Genomic DNA, 23608 nt, shown 5'->3' with positions numbered 1-23608 from the left:
TTTTTAAGAGAATTGTTTTAAGGAAAGTTCTCCCTTGTAACCAAACATTCCTCGTTCTTTAATCATTTCTGCAACACCTTCCGGAAGCTGATTTTCCCAACCTTTGATGTTACAACCTATTTTTTTCAAAATATCTCTTGAATAAATTTCCAAAAACTCCGGATTGTAGTTCGTAATATCTACAATACGTTCGTTGTGTTTGAAATATTTATACAATTCCTTTAAATTTTCCTCGACCTTTAATGTTGAAGAATCCAGTAATTCGTGAGTTTCAGGATCTTTGTAAGGATACAGATACACTCTCATTCCGTTTCTGAAGAATTTTCCGAAAGCTTCCAGAATTCCTCCAGAAAGATCTTTATAATATTTCTCATCAAATACCATCAACAGGTTATTTACTCCCATCGCAACACCGATATCTCCGGTAGTATAGGATGCAAAATAATCAATTAAACGATAATATTCTGAGTAATTTGAAACAATAACGGTATATCCTAATTTTGCAAGAACATCCACCCTGTCTAGGAAATCCCTTTCATCAATATCACCGTCTGCACGAAGATTTGAGATGGTAATTTCAATTAAAACTTCTGTTTCATCCTGGGTACATGTTGCATCTTTCATGAACATTTCCATACCGTTTTTCAGCATGTCAATATTCACTTTCGTTACAGGTCTGAAACTTCCTCTTACCGCAAAAATATTTTTTTTGTATAAAATATCAGCAGGAAGCATATTATTCCCTTCTGAATTGAAAATAACAGCATCTGTCATTCCGTGTTTTACCAATTGCAAAGACATCAATCTGTTGTCTACATATTCAAAAGCCGGACCGCTGAAATCGATCATATCAATCTCAAGGTTGTCTTTTGCAACGTCGTCGTAAAGAGATTCAACTAAATTTCTCGGATTATCATAATAATGGAATGCTCCAAAAATAAGATTCACCCCAAGATTTCCTAAAGTTTCCTGTTGTAAAGTAGCATCATTTTCTTTGAACTTTACGTGGATTACAATTTCGTTATAATCTTCATTTTCTTTTACCTGAAAACGGATTCCTACCCAACCGTGACCTCTTACAGTCTTATCAAAATTAATTGTAGTAACCGTATTCGCATAAGAAAAAAATTTTCTGTTTGGGTTGTTTTCTCTGGAAATTCTTTCTTCAATCAAAGCAACTTCATAACGAAGCATTTTGCGAAGTCTGTTTTGGGTAACATATCTGTTTTTTACCTCTTTTCCATAGATCGCATCACTAAAATCTTTGTCGTAAGCCGACATTGCCTTAGCAATTGTACCCGAAGCCCCTCCTGCTCTAAAAAAGTGTCGAACAGTCTCCTGCCCTGCTCCAATTTCTGCGAAAGTACCATAAATAGTAGGATCTAGATTAATTGTTAATGCTTTTTGTTTAGGAGTTAGTTTCTGATACATTAGGACATTAAATTTTTCGTAAATTTACCAAAATTAAACCAACCTCAAAAGAAAATGAAGTTGAAATTTTTAGGAACGGGAACTTCTCAAGGTGTACCCGTTATTGGCTGCACTTGCGAAGTGTGTACTTCAAAAAATCCCAAAGACAGTCGATTGCGATCTTCTGTGATGGTGACGACGGATGAAAACAGGAAAATCCTCATCGACTGTGGTCCCGATTTCAGGCAGCAAATGCTTACAAATCAAGAAAAAACAGTTGATATTGCACTTCTTACCCATGAACATAATGATCATGTAATCGGTCTTGATGACATGCGACCTTTGATTTTCAAGAGTGGAAAAAATATGCCCCTTTATTGTTATCAAAGAGTAGGAAATGAAGTTAAAAATCGTTTTCCGTATGCTTTTGCAGACGTAAGATATCCGGGAGCGCCTGCTTTTGATTTACATGAAATTGAAAATCAACCTTTCACTGTTTTAGATACAGAAATTACTCCGGTTGAAGTGATTCATTATAAAATTTCCGTTTTCGGGTATAAGTTTAAAAATCTTGCCTACATTACCGATGCAGGTTTTATTTCTGATACCGAAAAGGAAAAATTAAAGAATCTTGATGTTTTGATTTTAAACTGTATCAGAAAATTTGATCCGCATCCTGCCCATTTTATACTTCCTGATGTTATCAAACTATTTGAAGAGTTAAAACCTAAGAAATTATTTTTAACTCACATCAGCCATCATCTGGGATTGCATGATGTTGAAGATAAACAACTTCCAGCCGGAATGCACCTTGCCTACGATGGTTTGGAGATAAATTTTTAAAAAAAATTCTTTAAAAAGCTTTTGAGTATTAAGAAAAGTTTATATATTTGCACACCAATTTAAAACAAACATCAAGCCCAGGTGGCGGAATTGGTAGACGCGCTGGTCTCAAACACCAGTTCTTAGGAGTACCGGTTCGATCCCGGTCCTGGGTACAAAATGGCTCAAAAAGCCGGAAAATTACAGAAAACAGAGTAAGTAGATTTTAAATCGAAAACTCTGTTTTTATCGTTTAATACAGAGGTTTTCATAGGACTTTCGAAAAAATCGAAAAGAGAATGAAAACTAAAAAAAATCGATTCCAGACACAAAATGGGGCACAAATACAGTCTTTGTGTCCAGTAAGAACAATTTCGCCCTTAGAACCTACGTAAACAAAGAGAAAAAGTCTTTAATTTATCTGGTTATTTCAGATGAAAAAGACAAATTCAGAATTAATACTCACATCAATGTTGAGCGAAAATCGTGGGATAATATCAAAAAACGGTTAAAACCAACAGCTGAAAACTTTGAAGAAACGAACCTGATTCTAGATAATATAGAATCACGTCTCACGTCAATTAAAACTCAGTACATTTTACAAAAGAGATATTTATCTGCTAACCAGCTTTTAAAACAGTTTCAGGCAGAAACTCCTGACTTCGATTTTATATCTTTTTACCGGCATCGTTTTAAATATCAGAAATATAAGCCACAAACAATAAAAAACCACAATACGGTTATCAATAAGCTAGTAAAATTCCAGTCTGAAATCCCTTTCCATGATATCACTTTAGATTTCTTCAGGAGGTATCGTAAATTCTATGAAGGTACTAATGCAGATATAAGTTATAATAGTGATCTAAAATGCATAAAAACTTTTTTAAATCTCGCAGTCGAGGAAGGTATAAATCTGAATTTAAATCTGAAGCATTTAAAAGTTAGTGTAGAATCCAATCATACTACATACCTTTTCTAACATGAATAGCATTCTCATTTGTTTATTAACATCTAATGATCTTAGATATTCTAAAAACTCGTCCATTGAAAAGTTGTAATATGGGTTCATATATTCTTACAAAAAATTATCACTTGAAAAATACACCACTCTCACTATATTGAGGTGCATGAGTTATTACTCATTATTTTAATTGCCATGAAATTAAAAATTATTTGTGAAAAAGGGTCAATTGATAAAATAATTGTGTAATCTATTCGATTTAGTATATTTGAAAAATTTACTCATCTTTAAAAAATTTCACATGTGTGCATGATGAAAACAAACTTAAATAAAAACTAATAAACTTTTAACATGGAATATGATTATATAATTGTTCAAAGTGTTCTAACAAACGAAAGAGGAAAACATGGTCCTATACACATCAGACCTCTTCCCGGACAAGATCCTTATGATGAAAATATGTATGTGCAATGTTCAAAAACTATGTCAAATAATTATCCAGTTGGAACAAAATTTAGAATAAAAGCTAAAATTGTTTACCCTGAAAATAAACGACCATTTATCTCTACGCATTATACTTGGGCGTTTGACATTGTTGAAGATTAGTAATTGTAATGTAAATTTTTTGATATGGATAATCTTTTAAAATCATTTAAGTTTGAATCTGAGAATATTATATTGTTTTTAGATTTAAAAAAGGAGATTTCTGATACAGCTATAAAAATGATAATCAGAGCTCGAATAGAAAATAACAATCCTGAGGTTACTATGACTGAATCTTTTAATGGTTCGTCTCATGATATACATCTGAAATATAAAACAGGCTCTTTTTTGTATATTGGATCAAATGATTGGAAAGGTGTTCGCTGGGATAAGTCTAAAAACGAATCTAAGTACATAATTTATCGAAGCATTAGTGAAATGAAGGAAGCTTACATAAAGCAAAGAGAGTTTATTACCCTTATCTCAAACTATTTTTATGATTCGATAAAAAAATTTAAAAACCTAAAGCTTCTTTTTGAAACTCCATTGGAGGATATATATTCAGATGAATGAAATCAGTTATAGAATTTTTAAACTAAAAAGTACTTTTGGAAAGATACTTTTTTAAGGTAAATTGTATTTTTAGTTTTACTAGACTCTCACTAAAATATCTAAAACTCATATACTAATTATCATTTGTACCATGAAATCATCAGATATAACAGCCATACTAACCACACTAATTTCAATTTGTGCTCTCGTTATCGCAACACTTAGTTATCAAAGAGATCGTAATAAGTCAAATCAAGATTTTCTTTTTCAAGAAAAAGTTCTTGCATACAAAGAATTGATTTTTCATGTAAATTTTATATTCGAATCATTTTTTGATATAATGGATGAAATGCTAGATCACGAGGGTTCCACTATAAAATGGGAAAAATTTTTGAATAAAGAATCAGAATATTATGATGGTCTAGTTGCCGATCTTTATAAATCAATATTCAAAGCTCTACCAATGATTCCGAGCGACATTTACAAAGAGCTTATAAAATTTGGCCAGGATTCAATGCAATTTATAAACTCTGCATTTGACAAGAATGAAGCTCTCACAATAGAAGCGCATGAAAAGCTTGACAAAAATTTGAGAAATATTATCAATCTTGTAAGAAAAGATTTAAATGTAGATCAATTGAATCTTTCTTTATCCAATAGATTGAAATAATCGAAGGTATAAAATTCTTAACTTAATAAATTGCGTGAAAATCTGTAAATAAAATCTCGGTTCACTTTTTGGAGTGTGGTACGACAACGAGAGCAAAGAAAATTTTAATCCTGATCATTATGAAGATATAATTTTTCCATGCCCTAAAGAAATCATTCAATCATATGTCTCATTAATTCATAAAAAGGGTATAGTTCAGAAAAAATTTTCAGCACTTCCTTAGGAAGGTTATCAGTTGACATTTCATTGTCAGTGATATGATAATCCTTACCTATAATAAAATACAATTTATTATCATCCTTTCTACAATAGGTGTGAAGGTCATTAGAGCTACTGAAGCTATTACAAGATCTTCTTTCACCTCCAACGGAAATAAAGTACAGACCATCAAGAGATGTTAACATTTTAAAGAATTTTTCTTTAAATTCAGGATTTCTCATACTATTTTTAAAATGATCTCTATCAAACAATCCTCCATCATTTTCTTTGGCAAAAAGTAACCAAATTCCAATATTTTTAAGATCTAGTCTTATCTGTAATCTTGCATGATGAATAAACGTCTGTTTAGATTTTTGGTCGTTTCCAACCATTCGTTGATATTTTCTAATCTCTTCCTCTGATTTGCCGTAACTGAGCCAAAGTGCATTAATTTTCGGCAACGATATACTTAAATGTACCAAATCAAAAAAATAAGATATTCTTTGTTTGATAATTGATCTAATTTATTTTTTAGAGTGGTAGAATTCACATTTTTATACAAATATGGTTTGGTATATCGTTGCTTAAATAATATACTTTTTATATCAATGAATAGCTTAATGTAAAATTGGTAGTCTCCTATATAACCCTGCTTTTTCGAAAAAGGTAAAGGATGCCTCCTTCCAATAATATCGATATATTCTGTAATTTGCCTTCTCATCAGGTCCTTCTGACGTTGAATATCTTTTTCTGACATCAGCAACTTTTTCATTGGTAAGATCTCTTTCTCCAATTTTGCTATTTCATTATTTACAATTAACGGATCAAAAAATCGAGGATTTGTTAGTTTTTCTTTCTCTATCTCCAGAGCATTAAATTTATCTTCAATCTGATGAAGAACTAACAGAATATTCTCTATGTTACCCATGTATAAGTCGTCGTAAAGTTTCCCAAATTTACTAAAAGCACACTATATTATTTACTACCCCATACTATCTTCCATAAACACACCCAGAATAAAGTACTATCTTATAATGTATAAATTTTTTTAAAAAAAGATAGGCATTGGGGAAAAAAAACTAATTTAGTACAACAAATCACCACCATAAAAACATTAAATATTAATCAATGAAAAATTTACAAAAAAACTATTCTCTGACCTAATATTCTGAAACTCACGCATTCAGAATACCCCGGTCAACCACTAATATATAGCCGTACTGTTAATCAATCCTTGTTTACCGTCAACAGCGATTGATTTGAAATTGAAATTCCTCCAATCTCTTACATATCTAAAACACAGAAAGGATAAAATTTTAAATTAAGTTGTATTTTAAATAGAGGCTTCTTGCTGATATATGCACACTTGATTTTAAAATATAATCTTTTATATATCTGCTTGTTTCCACGTAAAAACACAAGTTGGAAATGGCTATTGTCCTATGTAAAATTAAAAACAATAAAAATCATGAACACACTTGAATTACTTAACAATCAGTTTAAGTATCCTTTCCCAGCTTTAAAGAATCCTAATGCAGAGTTACTGCAGGAAATCACCGAAAATCAATGGATTGATGGAGAATACCTCTGGCTCTATGAGCAAAACCCCGACCTTCGCAAAAAATACAAGAAAACTAAAACAGCACATATTGCTGCACAATGGTTTCCTACAGCCTCACCTGACCGCTTCAGACCTATTTGCAGACTGATGCTGTGGACCCTCTACAATGATGATCTTTATGAAGAGAGCGGACCTGAGAATATTGATCATATCAGTCAACAATCAATAGCAGTGCTAAAAGGTGAAATAAGTGGTGAAGATTCAGGAATATCATTAGGTAAAATGCTGGCTTCTCTCAGAGAGGAATTAATACAGTTTGTGCCGGAAGAATCTATTTCCCGTTTTACAAAAATGATTGAGAGATATTTTACAGGACTGAAAACAGAACTTATATATAAAAAAGAGAAAACTTTCCCTACCGTGGAAGAATGCATTGCATTGAGAGAAAATTCAATTTGTCTCTATCCGTTTTTACAGCTTACGGAAGTGGAAACCGGTATCATCCTGCCTCCTGAGATCCATGAACATCCTGTAATTCGCCGCTTACAAGCTCTCGCCTGCCATTTGGTAACTTATTTTAATGAAATCCAATCTGTAGCAAAAGACGAAGCTACTGACAGTATCTATTACAATATCGTGAAAGTAATACAGCATGAGCATCAAATTTCGCTTGAAGAAGCGTGTTTAGAAGATCTTCGTCTGCATAATGAAGACTTAAAAGAATTCATTTCTCTTCAAGCCTCCTTACCTGACTTTGGTATCTGGCAAGATGCTGTCGTGAATTGGATACATTATATGAGCATGGTACTGAGCGGATGGAAAAACATTTCAACTAAACTTGATCGTTATAATAAAACCGAATTTCCAAGCGCATTAGAATTAAAGGAAAGACTCAATCAAAACCAACATTAATCTAAATATTATAGTATTATGAAACCGGAAGATTTTAATCCACAAGATTATTTACCATTAAACTACTATCCCTGGCCAAACCGTATTAATCCTTTTTCAGAACAGGTGGGCATTGAGCTGAACAAATGGATTGATAATGATTATACCAGCCTAACATTAAAGCAAAGGGAAAAATACAAGAAAATGGGATTTCATTTATGCACAGGAAGGATGGCTCCAACTATAAGCTATGAGCAGATGATCCCGTGTACAAGATTTCTTGCCCAAATTGTTATTTTGGATGACCAGCTTGAGTTTTTGTCCCGTGAAGCTGCAAAATTGGCTTTAGATCGTTTAATAGAAATACTTAAAGGCTCAGAGCCATTGAATGATGAAAAATCATGGTTCCATCAAATGGCCATTATAAGAGATGAATTTTCTGCACTAATGCCAGCAGAATGGATGGCACAATTTGCAAAAACCCTGCAACGCTGTGTAAAATATGGTGCCGAAGAAGAAATGCCATATAAATCAACAAAAAGCTCGCCCCCTCTGGAATATTTTATGATATTGCGGGAGTATTCAATAATCATGTACCCGTTCTTTATTTGGTCTGCACTGGAAGTAGGCTTTGTTTTGCCTGAAAATATTTACGAACACCCTGTAATACAACGGATTACCGCCTTGGCATCCAGGATAGTAGGATGGCAAAATGACTTTTACTCATTACCGAAAGAGCTAAGATTGGATTCTGAAGTAATTAATCTTATTTTAATTTTACAAAAAACACATAATATATCGCTGGAAGAAGCTTGTATGCAAGCGAAAAGCATTAATGATAAGGACGTAGCGGAGTTTGTGTTGCTTCATGAAAACTTGCCAGACTTTGGCATTCACCAGCAAAAAGTATATGATTATATAGCTTGTATGGGTACTACAATACAGGGAATCAATTCCCATTATATATTAGATACACTACGATATGCTACTGATGGTTTTGCATGGCCGGAAATAAATGGAAACCAGGTATAGTCTTCTCGTAACATTAAAAACCTTTGAAAAAGACACTTATCACCAAGTGTCTTTTTTTGGATATACCAATCAAAAAATATTAAATTACTACCAGCTTTATAATCAATTTTACTGTCTATAGAGAAGTAGATTGATTTTTTTTATTGTCAAAATAAATCTGGTGCATTTAGGTATATAGTAGCCTTTCTTTTTATCTGGAGATTTGATAAAAATCTATAGTAGGCATTACCGATTGGTTACCTACACCAAGGTATTTGAATTCAATAAGATTTCCAGGGAGTGCATAGATGACGGTTGTACCTTCTGCTTCTATACCTGAACCTGAAGACGAGCTTCCTACTGCTAAAGTACGGTTAAGAAAACCATTGACAAAAATCCCGATACGCCCACCTTGACCGGTTGATGGCAAAGGCTCTGTAACATAAGATGCATTAATTTGATAAAGTCCTTGTCCATATTGAGGAATTGTAAAACTGTCTGTGGTAAGATCAAAATTATTAATCATTTTCTCCAGAATTTTAGTGGTAAAATCAATTTTGGTCCATACATTATCAGGCATGGTTTGATAGATAACTCTTTTAACGGAAAAATAAGCTTCTGCATTTTGAGCACCCAAGGTAGAATTTTTGCTTACCCAACCAGCACCGTCCCAATAATATTCTCCGACTCCTTTGGCTGGATAATTCGTTGAGCCCGCTTCAATATTTGGATTTGTATTATACACCGTCATACCGTGAGAAGCAGTAGTGAAAGTTGTTCCTGACATAGGAGCCCAAAAGATAGTGTTAGCTAAGAAAACCTGGGGTAATCGCAATCCTTTACCGGTGCTGCTGAGCTCTAATAAACTTCCAAAATAAGGTGTTGATGTTCCGATTGCAGTGCTGCCCTGAATGATAGCTCCGTTTGTCGGCGCAGCGATTCCTGTATAGCCGGAGCCTATTGATTGATTGCCATTAACGGTTAAAGTATTCGTAGGGGTTGGAGTATTGATGCCTACATTTCCTGTTTGAGCGTTAAGTATAGCAAAATATCCTACCATACTAAGTAAATAGATAATTTTTTTCATGTTTTTTTCATTTGTTTCTGAGCCAAAAGTAATTTTTTTTTTGAAAGTATTGATAATAAATGTGGTACCAATTACACTACACGCTTGTACTAAAAATACTACAAAAAAACACCGCAATTTATTTGCGGTGATTTATGAAACAACTCTATGAAAAAATTGATTAGTATTTTATAATAGGCATCATAGCTACATTTCGTGGACGAGATACTCCATATGCGTAATCGCTTCCATTATCGCTTACATTAATTAATTGTGTATTTGTAGAATTATCGCTATTTCCGTTGTTTGCCTTTACTGTGTTAGGGTAATTTGCTGTATACACATCATTATGCAGAAGATCCCAACCCAATCCGTTTACCAATGTAGGCATTAATGTTCCTGTACTGGCAACAACGAACGGAATAACGGAGTCCATATTAGGTCCTGCTCCTCCTGCAATGAATGATCCTTTTTGCCAGGTTCCTATTACTCTTCCGGTATCTACCCCTCTGCTATTGTCATATCCACGGATGAATTCTCCTCGCAGATCAGGTAAATTAAAGGTTGTGCTTCCATTACCTATTCCATATCTTGTTCCTAAAACGGCAAATAAATCTGCATAAGTAGTTCGGCTAACGGCAGAACCATCACATTCAAGATATCCGTCTGGGAGAACGTTTGTGGCATAATAAAGGACTCCACCGACAGGAACACTCCCTGCTGCAAGGGCAGCTACTTCTGCTTGTGCTTTGGCTTCTTTTATTTGTTTTTTAGATGAAGCTAAAGTCATTAATTGTACCCATTCGGTTCCGTTGTTAATGTATAATCCCGGTGTAAGGTCTCCAACTTTTGCAGTATTGTAGATTACCATTCCCGCAACATGCTCTTTTAATGGAGCAGGGCTGTCGGAGGATTTTAAACTGATGCTTGGGAATTTTACTCCTTTATTAGCGCTGGCAATATCCAAAGCGGCATCTGCATTTGGGGATATTGTACCAATTCCTAAATTTCCGTTGGCTGTTACGACTACGTCGTTAGCCTGTTGTAAGTTCGTTGGTTTGTCTTTTAATGGGTTGTCTTTTCCTCCGTCAATATGGAGGGTTGCTTGCGGATTAGTTGTATTAATACCGACCTGAGAATAAGCTAGAATACTTCCCTGAAGAAGGATTCCTAAGATTAAAGTTTTTTTCATTTTTTTGTTATTTATTAATTACAGTATTGTATTTAAGGGGATTAAAAAATTTCATTTGTGTAATTCTTCGTACGGTGAAGTTATTGGTTTTGCAAAGAATACAAAGAATAAAGTTTGTACTAATATTACTACATGCTGTACTAATAATATGACAATTACTATGCTCAGATCAATGCTGCAAAAGATTCCCTTACCGCTTTAGAAACTGCTTTGCAGGATATTAATATAAACCTTACCGCCGAAGACCGCAAGAGATATGGCAGTATCAACGAGCAGAATAAGCTTTTAGTAAACAAAGTCTACGATTTCAACAGAAACCAACCTGCTTTAAGTGCTTCGGATGTGGACTGGGCAGAGTTTGAAAAAGACTACAACTCCCGCCTTCATTATGAAAATATGATTGTCCGACTGGAAAGCCTTGTATTGAGACTGAAAAATGCCAAAACACTTCATGATTACGATAATTATCAGGCTGCACTTACAGATTATGGGTTTACTGCTTTTAAGACGGGAACTGCTTCTCCCGGATTTGAAGTAAAGCAAAATGAGCTGAAACAGTTCTTCAACAGAACGGGTAAGACTGTAGAAGCTACTCCCGAAGCGAAAGGAGAATCACTTTAAAATTATTCACAGTACATCGTATCAAATAAGTCCGGGACATAGGTTCCGGACTTATCTTTTGGTATGTTTTAGTGATCTGTTGCAGTTCGGCAATCCTCCGATGAGGTTCCGGAATCCAAATTTGACATTCCGAGGTGGAAGTTTGGCGTTCAGCAACTGAAAGTTTGGCTCTCGAATCCCAAGTTTGGGGTTAGCTTTGTCAAAATTGGGCATCATCAACCTTAAATTTGGGCTTCGGAACGTCAACTTTGGTCTCAGAAACCTCAATACTGCACTTCGGAACCTCAAACATGAGAGTCAGATTGTTATTGGATGACTTCGATAGAGTAACGCTTAATAGAAGAAGCACAATGTCTTAAAATTTTTTCAAACCTATCTCCAGTAAGTTGTCATCCCGTAGAGATCTAAACAAAGTATTTATCATTATAATGGAAAGATTCGAGCCTACATTCCTACGGAATGACAAACTTATGTATTGATATACAGAAAAAACGATTCTAAAACGCAAACAGAAAATTAAATCAGAAATAATGTTGTGTTATATTTTTGTAACACTAAATTTTAACATCACTGTTCTATATTGATAAAAAAATACCACAGGAGGGAACCTGTGGTATTGAAAGGGTATTAAGTATTTGATCTTTACATCCTATGATTTATTTCGCAAAGACTTAACAAGCTGAATAAACTTTTTTTCTTACTTATCTGTTTGTATGTTTTTAAAATCGTTCTTTCCAAAATTATTTCTGATATTCTACGAAGATATATCCTTGTCCTCCAAAGCCCAATTGATCTCCGTCAGCCGCATGAAAATTAACTCTGTAATAAGTCTGGTCAGTATAAGAAAAGAACATGAATTGAATATGGCCATCATTATAACAGTCTACGCCAAATACTCCCGGAATGTTTGAAAAGGTAGTTCCTATTGCACTGGCATTATTATATTGTAGTGCAGTCGGACCGGAACCTTGTGATGTCATATACTGCCCATGAACGATTCCAATATTAGCGGCTCCGGTAATTGATCTGCCCTGTATAGTTGTATATGGAAGCGCTCCTCCTGAAGAACAGTTTCCCGGTATTACTTTAAATTCCAATGTTCCTATCTGAAGTGTTGGGCTTTCTGTAACCGTCGCATTAATAGGGAAAGAAACAAATCTTGTTTGTATTGGTGCAGAACTCTGAACTACTACATTTCCTGTAGCATCTATTCCTAAAGCAGAAGCGTTAGCTGTTGCCGCCGTAGTACTGTTGATGTTAGAAAATTTCAATCCTGAAGTACCCGCAGTGCCCGATGCAATTTCCAATTTTGCCGTTGGAGTAGCAATACCAACACCTACATTTCCGGTCCCTGTGAATCCTAAATTATTTCCGTTTAAGTTTACATTTCTTACCCCGGCAAGGCTTCCGTCTGCATTGTAAATATTAACTCCGTTTCCTGTAGCCATTTTTACCCATGCTGTCCCGTCGAAATAATAAAATCCTATGGCATTTACATTGGCAGTTGTTCCTGTAGCGGTTCCTGTGGAAATGTTGTTGACGTAGATCATAGTGGAAGTAGGTACTGAAGTCATGCTCTGGGCACGTTGTCTGTCTACTCTTGGTACCAAAACACCGTCTACGGTATTAAAAGTTCCTGTAGGTTCTTTAGCAGTAATGTCTAATGTAGCGGCAGGTGTGGGAGTATTAACACCAACTTGCGCAAAAATCTGTGCTGAAAATGACACGAAAGCAAGTAAAAATAATTTTCTCATTGTATAAGGTTTTAAATTTTAGGTATAACAAAGGGAAATAGATGGCTATTATCAATCCAGGGCTTATTGAAAATAAACTGTTATTTTATAATCTCCGCAGTTAATTTCTGTAACCGCAGATGAATGCCTTTATATATGTGTTTTTAGAATCTATCTACTGAATTCTTGTAATAATGTAGTTGGAATCAGCTAAATATCCGTTGGTTCCTGAAGTATTATTATAATAAACGGACATTGTTTCACCTGCTGCCATTGTTTGAATGGTAAAAAATGCGGCTCCGATTGTACCATTAATAACAATTCCTACAGCTGTACTTTGTACGATTGTGGTTTCATTCTTTTTGAAAGAAAATATCATTCTATTTCCGGGGTTATTAGTATTAATCATTGCGCATGAAAAATCAAAACGGTAAACTCCTGCTGTAGGCGCTGTAAAGATCCCTGCATTTGTCAAAGCTGCTGCTGGTGCACCACCATATCCTGCTGTTGTAGTATAACTCACGGTTCCTGTTGAGCCTTCTCCACCATAGCTGAAAGTGGTAGGATTTACGCCATTTACTACATACAATCCAGTATATGTATTTTCGGTACCCATGGATATAACATTTCCGCTACTATCTATACCAAGTGCAGTTTTAGTACCTGTAAATGCCGGAGTACTGCTATTTAGGTTAGAAAATTTCAATCCTGAGGTTCCTGTTGTACCCGATGCAACTTCCAGTTTTGCTGTAGGTGCTCCAATACCAATACCTACATTTCCGGTTCCAGTGAATCCTAAGTTGTTTCCGTTTAAGTTTACATTTCTTACCCCTGCAAGACTTCCGTCAGCATTGTAAATATTAACTCCGTTTCCTGTAGCTATTTTCACCCATACTGTTCCATTAAAATAATAAAATCCTACCGCATCTACATTGGCAGTTGTTCCTGTAGCAGTTCCTGTAGAAATGTTGTTAACGTAGATCATGGTGGAAGTAGGCACTGAAGTCATGCTCTGTGCACGTTGTCTGTCTACTCGTGGAACCAAAACACCGTCTACGGTATTAGCCGTTCCTGTAGGTTCTTTAGCAGTAATGTCTAATGTAGCGGCAGGTGTGGGTGTATTGATACCAACTTGAGCGAAAATCTGTGCTGAAAATGACACGAAAGCAAGTAAAAATAATTTCTTCATTGTATCAAGGTTTTAATTTTAGTTATAACAAAGGAAATAGATGGTTATTATCAATCTGAGCTTATTGAAAATGAACTGTTTTTGATAAGCTACACAGTAATTTCTGTAGCCCTAGATTCCGTGTTTTTAGAATTGACTCAAGAATATTTTTTCTATTTATATATTAGAAATATTCTGTTGATAATTGCAAGAACGTAGGTTGATAATTTTATATGCAGTGAAATAGTGTATTTTTTCATCATCTTTTTTTTCAAATCCTGATCCAAAAATATAGGAATTATTATGTTTTTCATAATAAGATTTGTACTAATAACACTACAGGTTTGTACTAAAAATACTACAAGAAAAATAACTGATGATACATTGAGCCTGTAGTTTTATTATTACAGCTTTGTAGTAGACTTATTACAGGCTTTATGATAAAAAATGTAAAGTAATAAATAAATTTGCCTCGTAGTTAGTATAAGGGTTTATTTTAAAATATAAGCTACAACACAGTGAGACACTTATTAGTGATAATTGTCTTTTTTTCATCCCGATCTGTCGGATGTGAGGTTCGACAGATCTTTTTTTAACTGTTCAAACAGCTAGAGGCTGTGATTCTAAAAATACTTAAAGAAATTTTTCTGACACTGATGGAATGTTTGTCCTTCTAGCCCACCGGTACATCAGGGCTGTTGATCTGATGTTTTCATGTCATTTGTTAAAGTCTGTTTTTTATATTTTAGGAAGGTTAAGATAGTTGTTATAGATTTTCAAAATATCAATAACGTTGTCTACTCCTAGCTTTGCGTAGATTCTTCTTTTGTATGTGCTGGCAGTCGTCATTTGGATATTGAGGATATTTGCAATTTCAAGGTTTCCGTTTCCTTCAGCGAGAAGCCTGAATACCTGAAGTTCTCTTTCTGATAATGTTTCAATAATATCTTTTTTCTGTCGATAAGCCGAGAGTTGCTCAATCAACTGAGGAGTATAATAGAATCCGTCTTCAAATATAGTCTGTACGGCTCTGATTAAAGTGTGCTCACTGCTTAGTTTATTTAAAAAACCTTCTGCTCCTTCCTGAATATATTCAACGGCAATATTTTCTTTATAGGAAGAAAAAATAAGAATAGGAAGATCTTCCTGAATCATTTTCAGTTCTTTAATCATCAGCTTGAATGTGCTGCCTTCCATATCGATATCAAGGATCAGCAGATCAAATCTTTCTTCGTGAAGTTTTTTCTTTACTTCCCCGTAATTTTCTGCACAGTCACAAAAAATATTAGAGAATTGATTTTCTAAAACCAATGCAGTACCTAATCTCACTACAGAATGGTCGTCGGCAATTAAGATTTTTTTGTTCATAATGTGTTATTTTTTTAAAAAGAGTTTTACAGCAGTTCCTTTCGGCATATTTTCATGGAAAGTGATTTTTGCTTCTAGTTTTTTACTTAGCTGAATTACCATGTGTAAGCCAAGCCCGTAGTTTTTAAATATAAAATTTTCTGTTCCTACTCTTTCGAAAACCTTGGAATAATATTCTATCTGTGTTGGAGACATTCCTTTTCCGGTGTCAAATATACCAATTTCTACTTGAGCATTTTCTTCTCTGGTTTTAATAGTTATTTCTCCGTTGTCGGTATTCTTTACTGCATTGTCGATGAGGTTGTGGAGAATTGCCGAAAGTATGTTTTTATTCGTTCTTAGCTTTATATGGGGATCGCAAATATTGATGATCGTGGTACTATGCTCCAGAGCCATTTGCTCAAAAAGAAGTTTTTTGCTTTCTACAATTTCATAGATTGAAGTGTCTTCATCATCCAGTGTATTTTCTTCTTTGTAAAGCTCATTGTATTCTTTTAATCCTAAAGTGAATTTAAAAAGCTGTTCGGAAGTTTTGTAGATACTGTCAAAATATTTCTTCTGAATAGTAGCATCTTCCGTTTCGCTTAATTTTTGAGACATCAGCGAGATAAAACGTACCGGAGTGGTAATATCATGGCTTATGCTTTCCATGATCTTTTGCTGATATTCGGCTTCATTTTTCAGTTTTGTTTTTGTGATCTCCAGATTTTCACTGGTTTCTTTTAATTGCTGATCTTTGTTATATACAATACTTTTTAATTTTTCATTGGTAATCCTCAGAAAATTGGTTCGCATTTGTATGATGATAACAATAATGGTAAGTCCTACTAATATAATTAGAATTTTAAACCAAAGTGTTTGATAGAAGAAAGGCTCTATTTCAATGCGGATTTTTTTATAAGCGAATTTCCCTTTATCCGAAGTCAACATCCTAACATGTAAGAAATAGTTTCCGGGAGGAACATTAGCTAAAATGAATTTTCGCCCGTTTTTCGATTCCTCCCAATTGTTGTTCTCACTATTTTCAAGCCTGGTTTCTACATAAATATTTTCAATGTTGTGATAATAAGGAAAATCAAAATAGATATCAGCGGTTTTGTAATCGCTTTTCAATTTGAGCGTGTCTTTGAAAAATATTTCATTTTTCCCATTTTTAGCACGTTCAATAAATAATTGACTTGATTTTGGATAATAGGTTTTAATTTCATCAGGTTTAAAAAATACAAAGCCCTCCATTGATGGGAATACAAAATCTCCGTTTTCAAGAATGTTTCCGCTCGGATTAGCTTTACCATTGAATTCATTATTCAGGAAACCGTTTTCTTTGGTATAGCGATAATAGGTGACCTTTATATCTTTGTTTTGAGAATACTCCAAAAGCATGTTTTTTGCCACTTTGAATAATCCATTGTTGGAAGAAATCCAGAAAAACCCGTGAGAGTCTTCTAAAATATGATGAGCATTGGAAATGTAGCCATTTTTATCATACGGCATTGCAATTAATTTATTATCGCGTAATAAATGAATGCCTTTTCCATAAATCAAAACCCAAAGATTCCCGTCTTTAGTTTTTTGAATTTGTTTTACCGTAAGCCCTTTGGCGAAATGTTTCAGAATTTTATGCTGAGAAATAGAAACAGAATAAATTCCATCGTCGGTTGAGACATATAACTGATCATTATTAACGGCAAATACATGATAAATATAACTTTTAAATCTGAAAATATTTTTAGGGTGTTTTAATTTGTCATCAGGATATATGTACAGATAGTAATAATAGAATTCAGGATCTGCCATACTTACACTGTAATTCTTATTTATTTTAAAAACTTCTTGGACCTTCCTTTTATTAAAACTGGAAGAATCTATTTTTTTATATTGTGAATTTTTATATCTCTTTTTGATTTGGTTGAATTCGGGATACAAAAGATTGGAAGAATTATCATAAATGAGACAGCGTTTATCCGTTTTTATATTTGATAAAAACAGTCTGCTCACTTTATCCCGGGAAAACTCGAATCCTTGCTTGGTAATAATTGAATGTTGGGTAAACGGCTGCGCTTCATACACTACTTCACCTGTAAACGGAATGTTTTTTTGGGGAACGTAGAAATTGGAAAGACTAATAATGTTTAAACCTTTCACGACATTTCCAAAATACATTTTATCAGATTCTTCATCATAAAACATACAATACAACAATTCTTTTTCAATTTTTTTGTATTTCATTAAAAAAGAAAGTGTGGGTTTTCCATTTTTATTTTTACTGATGTAGATATTTCCATCATTAATTATGAATATCTGTTTGGTTCCCTGATGCCAGTAGATTTTTGTTTTGGGATCGTTGTAAAGTGATGGCTGATTATCATAGGAAATTTTTCCTTTATTGAAGAGAATGGTTCTCCTGTTTTCAGGGTCCCCCATATAAACAATGTCATTACACTCAAATGAGTTTCCCAGTAATTTCAGAGGGAAATTTTCTGAAATAGTTTTTTTTATCCCTTTTCTGGTCACAAACTGAACATTTTTTCCATTAAAAAAATAAGTGTCCGAAGTTGTTTTGATGTAATAAGAATCTATATCAGGAAAAAAATTGTTGATAAAGCTGTTTTTGTAAAATCTTTTATATTGTTTGCCATTTTGTATAAAAAAAGTTCGAAATACTTTTGTGTTAGGTCGCTGTACTGTTCTGTCTTTTATAAGAACACAATCTTCTTCCCAGTTGTTGAAAATAATGAATCCGTCTTTTCCATATCCCAAAAAATCTTTGAAACTAATGTTTTTAACCTTATGATTGTTATATGGAATAAAATGTGATCCGTCAAACCTTAAAATTCCGCTGTCAGTTGCCAGCCAGATAAAGCCATATTTATCTTTGACGATGTCTTTTACACTATTTTGCGGAAGCCCTTGATCCATACCATACCATCGTGAAGTGTACCGTTGAGCATTAAACAACAGTGAGAAAAATAAGGAAATAAAGTAAAAATACTTCATTAATAATATTTTGGCAATCTTAGTTTTACGTCACAAATATATTACAAGTTTGTAGTAATGATAATACAAAATATTAATTTTTTTATTAAATTTAGTATTGTATTTAGTAAATAATTTTTGATTGCTGCTTATTTACCGATACAGAAAGTAACAATCCTTTATTAATAAGGCTTCATAACACTTAAGGTGTACATATTGAAATCTTACTGAACCATCATTTTTTAGGTTTTTTTCAAAATTTCGTCAAACTAAAAACCTCGATGAATAGGAGTTTTCATACCTTATCAATGATATTTTATATTAAAAAACATACACCTTAAAAATACAAGACATTAATAATAATCAACTTACAATCTTATATGGATAATCAGTGATATACTGACAGATATATTAGGTAACAATATTCATTTTAGGTGTTTGAAAACTTTTTCCGTCAAATTCAACTTTTTGGGAAAATATCAAACACTCATCGTTCTTTTTATCTGAATCCCCCTGCTGGCAAAGGTTTACAAGGTTTTCCATTCTATCATGCGCATTTTCTATTTTTGTCCTTATGTCGAGTTCTTTGCTTTCTGAAACGATCTGCTTAAGTGTTTACATAGACTGACAGTATCGAAGATTATATGGCCTTCAAAGGCAAAGCGTTAGCTGATAATGCTTTAAAATTGTATGGTAATGCCTGTTAGAGAAGATTTAGGAAAATAGTTATTGAATAAATTTAATTATGAAACGATTGTTTCATAATTTTTTATACCTTTGCTTCAGAAAGTTACTGATGGCTAGAAATATTGAATTCAATGAAGAAGTGGCAATCCAGAAAGCGATGGACGTTTTTTGGGAGAAAGGTTATTATGCGACTTCCATGCGGGATCTTACGGATGCTATGAAAATCAACAGCAGCAGCCTTTATAATACCATTGGCGACAAACATCAATTGTTTTTGAAGTGTATCGATCATTATATTGAAATAAAGAAAAAAAATCTGACTGACAGGATTATTGAGGGCAAATCGCCACTTCGAATTCTAGAAGATTTCCTACATGATTCTGTTATCGCAATTGCAAATGATTCAAATCCATGTATGGTGATAAAAACAGCTTTTGAAGTTGCCCAGAAGGATAAAACTGTACAATTGCTGCTTCAGAAGGACACGACGTTTACACATTCTTTTTTAGTTGATCTTATTGAAAAAGCTGTAGCTTCAAAGGAAATGAATATTCACACTACCCCTGCAATTTTAGCCGATTTTCTCATCAGCTCATTTTCCGGTTGGTACGAAATGTACCTCATCAATAAAGATCCCCAACAGATTAAAAGTATAGCCGGGTACATCATAAAGCAAATCTTACAATAAAAAATTTTGAACAATTCTGAAACAATCGTTTCATTATTTTAATTAATTCTGAAACAATCATTTTAAAATAAATCATTCAGTATGACAACACAGAAAAACAAATCAGACTTAACGGGTAAAATTGCCCTGGTAACGGGAGGAACAAAAGGAATTGGTTTAGCAATCGCAAACAGGCTTGCTGAATCGGGAGCAAAAGTTATTGTCACAGCGCGCCATCAGCCAAAAGAAAATTTAGAACATTATTTTATTGCCTCAGACCTGACAATAGCTGAAGATGTTTCCAGGCTCACGGAACAAATCACAGAAAAATTTGGAACAGTTGATATCTTGATAGACAATATCGGCGGACTTACAACACCCGGAGGAGGCTTCAGTACCTTGACGGATAAGCATTGGGAGGACGAGATCCGATTCAACCTTTTGACCGCCATCCGGTTGGACAGAGCAATCCTTCCCAAAATGATCGATCAGAAAAGCGGCATAATCATACATATTTCCACCGGCAGCAGCAAATTACCGATCTGGGATATCAATATGGCCTATGCCGTTTCAAAAGCAGCGTTGAACAGTTACAGCAAAGCCCTTTCTACGGAAGTTGCCCGTCATGGGATTCGTGTACTTACGGTATTGCCGGGAGCGGTTAAAACACCTATGATGGTTGAATTTGTAGAAGGTATTGCGAAATCGGCAGGTATTTCGGTAGAAGAGGCCACTGCAGGATTATTCAGTAAAATAGGAGGCGTTCCATTGGAGAGGATGGGCGAACCTGAAGAAATTGCGGAACTGGTAAATTTCTTGGCATCACCGGCAGCATCTTATATGACGGGATCCACCTACGCAGTTGATGGCGGTAGTACGCCAACGGTTTAATTTTAAAAATGACAACCAATTGAATTGCAATTGGTTGTCATTTTAATGAGCCGATGGTTTGAATTTCAATGTGAACTATCAATCTACTGAGCGTCATATGAATTCATTGATATCAAAATCATTCAGCTCGTCTTTCCGCATTACGGAAGAACCGTTACCAGACCGTTATTCTTAATATTCTGCAATAGAAATTTTACTTCTTCATCTAATAATTCCTCTACATGTTTCTGTCGAGCAAATTACATCTCAGTGATTTCTTCTTTTGACTTGATCGACTTTTTAAACAGAGTAATAAACCTTTCCTCCCACTTTGATATCATAATTCATAATGGCGGATTAAGTGCTAAAATTCAGTTTCGGTGATTCTATTCCGCCAATTCTGTCCACCTTGTTTTTTTCTTAATTCAGCCAACGGCTTACATCATTGACTACTGTATTTAATGTCTATCTCCACCACTACGCAAAGCTGTAAACCATTTATAGGCACCTTTAAAGACAACAAGTGCAGACATCATGAAACAGCCCCGCAATTTGTAACAATTTGACACGACTAAATGCTAATTGGAATATTTATTTCTAAATTTGAGACAGAATAACAATCAATGCCGACAAAATCTTCCATACCTGTAAACCCAATGATAACCGAATTCGGTACAGGTGTCTTTATTAGGAAAATGGCGAGCAAAGATTTTCATTTATACGAACAGATGGAACAGTTCACCAGTATAAAAGAATCTCACAGAGACGAATATCATTTATTTTTCTTACAGGAAAAAGGTACAACAACTATTGAAATTGACTTTAAGCAGCACATCATAAAGTCCTCATCGGCTATTTTCGTCCATCAAAACCAAGTGCATAGATTTATGGAGTTTAAGAATGCAACGGTAAGCATTTGGGCTATCAGTAATGAAAGTCTGAATTCCGAATATTTGAAACTATTGGAAGATATTACACCTGCAAAACCTCTGACATTACAGAAAGAAACATATTCGCTTATTTCGGAAGCGGTATCTCTTTGCTTAAAGTTATCTGAACGAAAAAACGAAAAATTATACCATTCATTGTTTGTAGGAAGTTGTGCTACTTTGACAGGTTTGGTGATTTCACAGTATTTAGTCCAATCAAAACCCACAGACAAACTTTCGCGGTTTGAAATCGTAACAAAAGCATTCAAAAGATTGCTGGAAAGAAACTTTGTTACAGCCAAAAGTCCGACAGAGTACGCACAACAATTAAACATTTCTTCACCTTACTTGAACGAATGTGTAAAAAATATAACAGGATATTCCGTTTCGCACCACATACAACAACGGGTAATTTTAGAAGCAAAACGTTTGCTTTATTATTCTGAAAAATCGGTAAAAGAAATTGCGACCGAATTGGGATATGACGACTATCCTTACTTTTCCCGACTGTTTACTAAAGTGGCAGGAATGTCCGCTTTGGAATTCAGGAAAAAAAACCTCGATTAGTCCAATACTTACTTTTTTTCTTGCATTGTCTGACATGGCGATTCATTGTTCCTTTGCATTAAACTTTAATGTACTAAACAATGATTTCAAACATACCCAAATGGATGATCGGTTTATTTGGAAACAAATTAAGCCCCAATGTAAAAGTTGTGGAAACAACTTTCTTAAGCCCGCAGGTAAAGAAGGTTTCTTTTCAAGGTGATGTATCTGACTGGGATTTCACCATTGGATATGCTTCTGTAATTCGGGTGAGTGAAACGGAATTTAGAAATTATACAGTTGCGCATTACGACAAAGAAAACGGCGTTTTTGATATTATTTTTCACATTCACGGCAACGGAGCCGGAAGCAAATTTATAGAAGGCCTAAAAGTAAGCGATGAATTGTTTATCAGTCCACCAAGGGGAAAAAAATTATATGAAACCAACAAACAACAACAGTTCTTTTTTGGCGATGAAACTTCATTAGGTGTTGCTTGTGCATGGTTGCCTTTGTTGAAAAAGAACCAGCAACAATTTCAATTTTATTTCGAGTTGGACGAAATTAACAAAAGCGTTCCCGAACGTTTAGCGTTAGAAAATTATACTGTTTTTCCAAAAAACAATTCGTTTAGAAATGAAAAATGGATAAGCACTTTACCTTTATTTCAAACACAGGAATGGAACACTGCAAATATTGCATTAGTTGGAAATGTCAAATCTGTTCAGGTATTCAGAAAAGTTTTGAAAGACAAAAAGCAAGGAAGTATTTACTCACAAGGTTATTGGCTTGAAGGCAAAAAAGGACTATAAAACTCAAATTTAAAAACAATGACGGGTACAAAGTTGCGTCTTTGAAGGAGGCAACAGTTAGCCACAATTTCCCTATGAGTTATCAATTTTTCTCGTGTCTTAAAAATTTCTTTTCATTGAAACATCAATTTATAGTTCATAACGGAAAAAGTCCCTGACTTATAAAGGGCTTTACTTTTTAGACAAAATTGTCCGGAAAAATCAATTTTAGATTAAGCCTGACTTTAACGATTTCACCGTTTTCCTTTACCTCGACAAATTCTTCTATCCTGTCTTCATGGTCCACAGAATAATCTTTCTGTTGGTAATAATCTGTCCGCCCACCATAGCCGTTATAACCACTGCCTGTATATTGATTATAGGTGCCGTAGTGTGTATAGCCAAGAAATCCCTGCAGAAAATATTTTCCCGGCC

General features: G+C 34.3%; 21 protein-coding genes, 1 tRNA gene and 1 pseudogene. 13 read left to right on the top strand and 10 right to left on the bottom strand.

The features are described 5' to 3' along the window. Positions 1–3: 3 nt before the first annotated feature. Positions 4–1431, bottom strand: coding sequence for a TonB-dependent receptor (locus tag ABD745_RS04310; protein ID WP_344825762.1), 1428 nt, complete (start codon positions 1429–1431; stop codon positions 4–6). A 54-nt stretch (positions 1432–1485) separates the two neighbouring features. Between ABD745_RS04310 and ABD745_RS04305 the strand changes: the two genes are divergently transcribed. From ABD745_RS04305 to ABD745_RS04280, 6 genes are all read left to right on the top strand, one after another. Continuing rightward, positions 1486–2253: an MBL fold metallo-hydrolase gene (locus ABD745_RS04305; protein ID WP_344825759.1), complete on the top strand. Its 768-nt coding sequence runs from the start codon at positions 1486–1488 to the stop codon at positions 2251–2253. Positions 2254–2328: 75 nt separating this feature from the next. Further along, positions 2329–2408: transfer RNA gene (locus tag ABD745_RS04300), tRNA-Leu, on the top strand. A 179-nt stretch (positions 2409–2587) separates the two neighbouring features. Further along, positions 2588–3211 (top strand): phage integrase SAM-like domain-containing protein, encoded by a 624-nt coding sequence (locus ABD745_RS04295; protein WP_344825756.1) that lies wholly within the window; start codon positions 2588–2590, stop codon positions 3209–3211. Between the two features lie 333 nt (positions 3212–3544). Further along, positions 3545–3799, top strand: a complete 255-nt coding sequence (locus ABD745_RS04290; RefSeq protein ID WP_344825753.1) for a hypothetical protein — start codon at positions 3545–3547, stop codon at positions 3797–3799. 24 nt (positions 3800–3823) lie between these two features. Beyond that, positions 3824–4249 (top strand): hypothetical protein, encoded by a 426-nt coding sequence (locus ABD745_RS04285; RefSeq protein ID WP_344825750.1) that lies wholly within the window; start codon positions 3824–3826, stop codon positions 4247–4249. Between the two features lie 130 nt (positions 4250–4379). Beyond that, on the top strand, positions 4380–4898 hold the full coding sequence (locus ABD745_RS04280; RefSeq protein ID WP_344825747.1) for a hypothetical protein: 519 nt from the start codon (positions 4380–4382) through the stop codon (positions 4896–4898). A 152-nt stretch (positions 4899–5050) separates the two neighbouring features. On the opposite strand, the gene ABD745_RS04275 is transcribed toward ABD745_RS04280, so the two are convergent. Then, entirely contained in the window at positions 5051–5488 is a 438-nt protein-coding gene (locus ABD745_RS04275; RefSeq protein WP_344825744.1) for a hypothetical protein, read from the bottom strand. A 77-nt stretch (positions 5489–5565) separates the two neighbouring features. Then, positions 5566–6024 (bottom strand): hypothetical protein, encoded by a 459-nt coding sequence (locus ABD745_RS04270; protein WP_344825741.1) that lies wholly within the window; start codon positions 6022–6024, stop codon positions 5566–5568. Positions 6025–6564: 540 nt separating this feature from the next. Here ABD745_RS04270 and ABD745_RS04265 point away from each other — a divergent pair. Together ABD745_RS04265 and ABD745_RS04260 are read left to right on the top strand one after the other, a co-directional pair. Further along, entirely contained in the window at positions 6565–7569 is a 1005-nt protein-coding gene (locus ABD745_RS04265; protein WP_344825738.1) for a terpene synthase family protein, read from the top strand. Between the two features lie 18 nt (positions 7570–7587). Beyond that, positions 7588–8580 (top strand): terpene synthase family protein, encoded by a 993-nt coding sequence (locus ABD745_RS04260; RefSeq protein WP_344825735.1) that lies wholly within the window; start codon positions 7588–7590, stop codon positions 8578–8580. 190 nt (positions 8581–8770) lie between these two features. On the opposite strand, the gene ABD745_RS04255 is transcribed toward ABD745_RS04260, so the two are convergent. Together ABD745_RS04255 and ABD745_RS04250 are read right to left on the bottom strand one after the other, a co-directional pair. Continuing rightward, positions 8771–9646, bottom strand: a complete 876-nt coding sequence (locus ABD745_RS04255) for a hypothetical protein (RefSeq protein WP_344825732.1) — start codon at positions 9644–9646, stop codon at positions 8771–8773. 160 nt (positions 9647–9806) lie between these two features. Then, on the bottom strand, positions 9807–10817 hold the full coding sequence (locus ABD745_RS04250) for a phage tail protein (protein WP_344825729.1): 1011 nt from the start codon (positions 10815–10817) through the stop codon (positions 9807–9809). Positions 10818–11027: 210 nt separating this feature from the next. On the opposite strand from ABD745_RS04250, the gene ABD745_RS04245 reads away from it, so the two are divergent. Further along, entirely contained in the window at positions 11028–11438 is a 411-nt protein-coding gene (locus tag ABD745_RS04245) for a hypothetical protein (protein WP_344825726.1), read from the top strand. Between the two features lie 740 nt (positions 11439–12178). Here the strand turns inward: ABD745_RS04245 and ABD745_RS04240 are convergent. The 4 genes from ABD745_RS04240 to ABD745_RS04225 all read right to left on the bottom strand — a co-directional run bounded on the left by ABD745_RS04240 (position 12179) and on the right by ABD745_RS04225 (position 18704). Then, a complete protein-coding gene (locus ABD745_RS04240) occupies positions 12179–13192 on the bottom strand; it encodes a hypothetical protein (protein ID WP_344825723.1) in 1014 nt (337 codons plus the stop codon). A gap of 154 nt (positions 13193–13346) precedes the next feature. Further along, positions 13347–14360, bottom strand: a complete 1014-nt coding sequence (locus tag ABD745_RS04235; RefSeq protein ID WP_344825720.1) for a hypothetical protein — start codon at positions 14358–14360, stop codon at positions 13347–13349. Between the two features lie 717 nt (positions 14361–15077). After that, complete coding sequence (locus tag ABD745_RS04230) at positions 15078–15707, bottom strand: response regulator transcription factor (protein ID WP_344825717.1); 630 nt, start codon at positions 15705–15707, stop codon at positions 15078–15080. Positions 15708–15713: 6 nt separating this feature from the next. Continuing rightward, the gene (locus tag ABD745_RS04225; RefSeq protein WP_344825714.1) at positions 15714–18704 is read right to left on the bottom strand and encodes a sensor histidine kinase; all 2991 of its coding nucleotides are present in this window, start codon (positions 18702–18704) and stop codon (positions 15714–15716) included. A gap of 775 nt (positions 18705–19479) precedes the next feature. Here ABD745_RS04225 and ABD745_RS04220 point away from each other — a divergent pair. From ABD745_RS04220 to ABD745_RS04205, 4 genes are all read left to right on the top strand, one after another. Continuing rightward, the gene (locus ABD745_RS04220; RefSeq protein WP_344825711.1) at positions 19480–20058 is read left to right on the top strand and encodes a TetR/AcrR family transcriptional regulator; all 579 of its coding nucleotides are present in this window, start codon (positions 19480–19482) and stop codon (positions 20056–20058) included. 81 nt (positions 20059–20139) lie between these two features. Continuing rightward, on the top strand, positions 20140–20928 hold the full coding sequence (locus tag ABD745_RS04215) for an SDR family oxidoreductase (RefSeq protein ID WP_344825708.1): 789 nt from the start codon (positions 20140–20142) through the stop codon (positions 20926–20928). Between the two features lie 635 nt (positions 20929–21563). Further along, positions 21564–22403: a helix-turn-helix domain-containing protein gene (locus tag ABD745_RS04210; protein ID WP_344825705.1), complete on the top strand. Its 840-nt coding sequence runs from the start codon at positions 21564–21566 to the stop codon at positions 22401–22403. Between the two features lie 80 nt (positions 22404–22483). After that, positions 22484–23194 carry a siderophore-interacting protein gene (locus ABD745_RS04205; protein WP_344825701.1) on the top strand — a complete coding sequence of 237 codons (711 nt, stop codon included), beginning with the start codon at positions 22484–22486 and terminating at the stop codon, positions 23192–23194. Positions 23195–23372: 178 nt separating this feature from the next. Here ABD745_RS04205 and ABD745_RS04200 read toward each other — a convergent pair. Continuing rightward, positions 23373–23608, bottom strand: a pseudogene (locus ABD745_RS04200) (hypothetical protein); the annotation flags it as partial.

Source organism: Chryseobacterium ginsenosidimutans (genome assembly GCF_039536845.1).
In the GTDB taxonomy this organism is placed as follows: domain Bacteria; phylum Bacteroidota; class Bacteroidia; order Flavobacteriales; family Weeksellaceae; genus Chryseobacterium; species Chryseobacterium ginsenosidimutans_B.
Note: the sequence above shows the minus strand (reverse complement) of the source record. Positions and strands in the feature narration are given on the sequence as shown.

Coding starts and splice junctions, on each gene's coding strand:
- ABD745_RS04235 (WP_344825720.1), bottom strand. CDS start 14,360: ATGAAGAAATTATTTTTACTTGCTTTCGTGTCATTTTCAGCACAGATT.
- ABD745_RS04280 (WP_344825747.1), top strand. CDS start 4,380: ATGAAATCATCAGATATAACAGCCATACTAACCACACTAATTTCAATT.
- ABD745_RS04285 (WP_344825750.1), top strand. CDS start 3,824: ATGGATAATCTTTTAAAATCATTTAAGTTTGAATCTGAGAATATTATA.
- ABD745_RS04215 (WP_344825708.1), top strand. CDS start 20,140: ATGACAACACAGAAAAACAAATCAGACTTAACGGGTAAAATTGCCCTG.
- ABD745_RS04305 (WP_344825759.1), top strand. CDS start 1,486: ATGAAGTTGAAATTTTTAGGAACGGGAACTTCTCAAGGTGTACCCGTT.
- ABD745_RS04220 (WP_344825711.1), top strand. CDS start 19,480: ATGGCTAGAAATATTGAATTCAATGAAGAAGTGGCAATCCAGAAAGCG.
- ABD745_RS04250 (WP_344825729.1), bottom strand. CDS start 10,817: ATGAAAAAAACTTTAATCTTAGGAATCCTTCTTCAGGGAAGTATTCTA.
- ABD745_RS04290 (WP_344825753.1), top strand. CDS start 3,545: ATGGAATATGATTATATAATTGTTCAAAGTGTTCTAACAAACGAAAGA.
- ABD745_RS04255 (WP_344825732.1), bottom strand. CDS start 9,646: ATGAAAAAAATTATCTATTTACTTAGTATGGTAGGATATTTTGCTATA.
- ABD745_RS04270 (WP_344825741.1), bottom strand. CDS start 6,024: ATGGGTAACATAGAGAATATTCTGTTAGTTCTTCATCAGATTGAAGAT.
- ABD745_RS04225 (WP_344825714.1), bottom strand. CDS start 18,704: ATGAAGTATTTTTACTTTATTTCCTTATTTTTCTCACTGTTGTTTAAT.
- ABD745_RS04210 (WP_344825705.1), top strand. CDS start 21,564: ATGATAACCGAATTCGGTACAGGTGTCTTTATTAGGAAAATGGCGAGC.
- ABD745_RS04275 (WP_344825744.1), bottom strand. CDS start 5,488: ATGGTTGGAAACGACCAAAAATCTAAACAGACGTTTATTCATCATGCA.
- ABD745_RS04310 (WP_344825762.1), bottom strand. CDS start 1,431: ATGTATCAGAAACTAACTCCTAAACAAAAAGCATTAACAATTAATCTA.
- ABD745_RS04265 (WP_344825738.1), top strand. CDS start 6,565: ATGAACACACTTGAATTACTTAACAATCAGTTTAAGTATCCTTTCCCA.
- ABD745_RS04240 (WP_344825723.1), bottom strand. CDS start 13,192: ATGAGAAAATTATTTTTACTTGCTTTCGTGTCATTTTCAGCACAGATT.
- ABD745_RS04205 (WP_344825701.1), top strand. CDS start 22,484: ATGATTTCAAACATACCCAAATGGATGATCGGTTTATTTGGAAACAAA.
- ABD745_RS04230 (WP_344825717.1), bottom strand. CDS start 15,707: ATGAACAAAAAAATCTTAATTGCCGACGACCATTCTGTAGTGAGATTA.
- ABD745_RS04260 (WP_344825735.1), top strand. CDS start 7,588: ATGAAACCGGAAGATTTTAATCCACAAGATTATTTACCATTAAACTAC.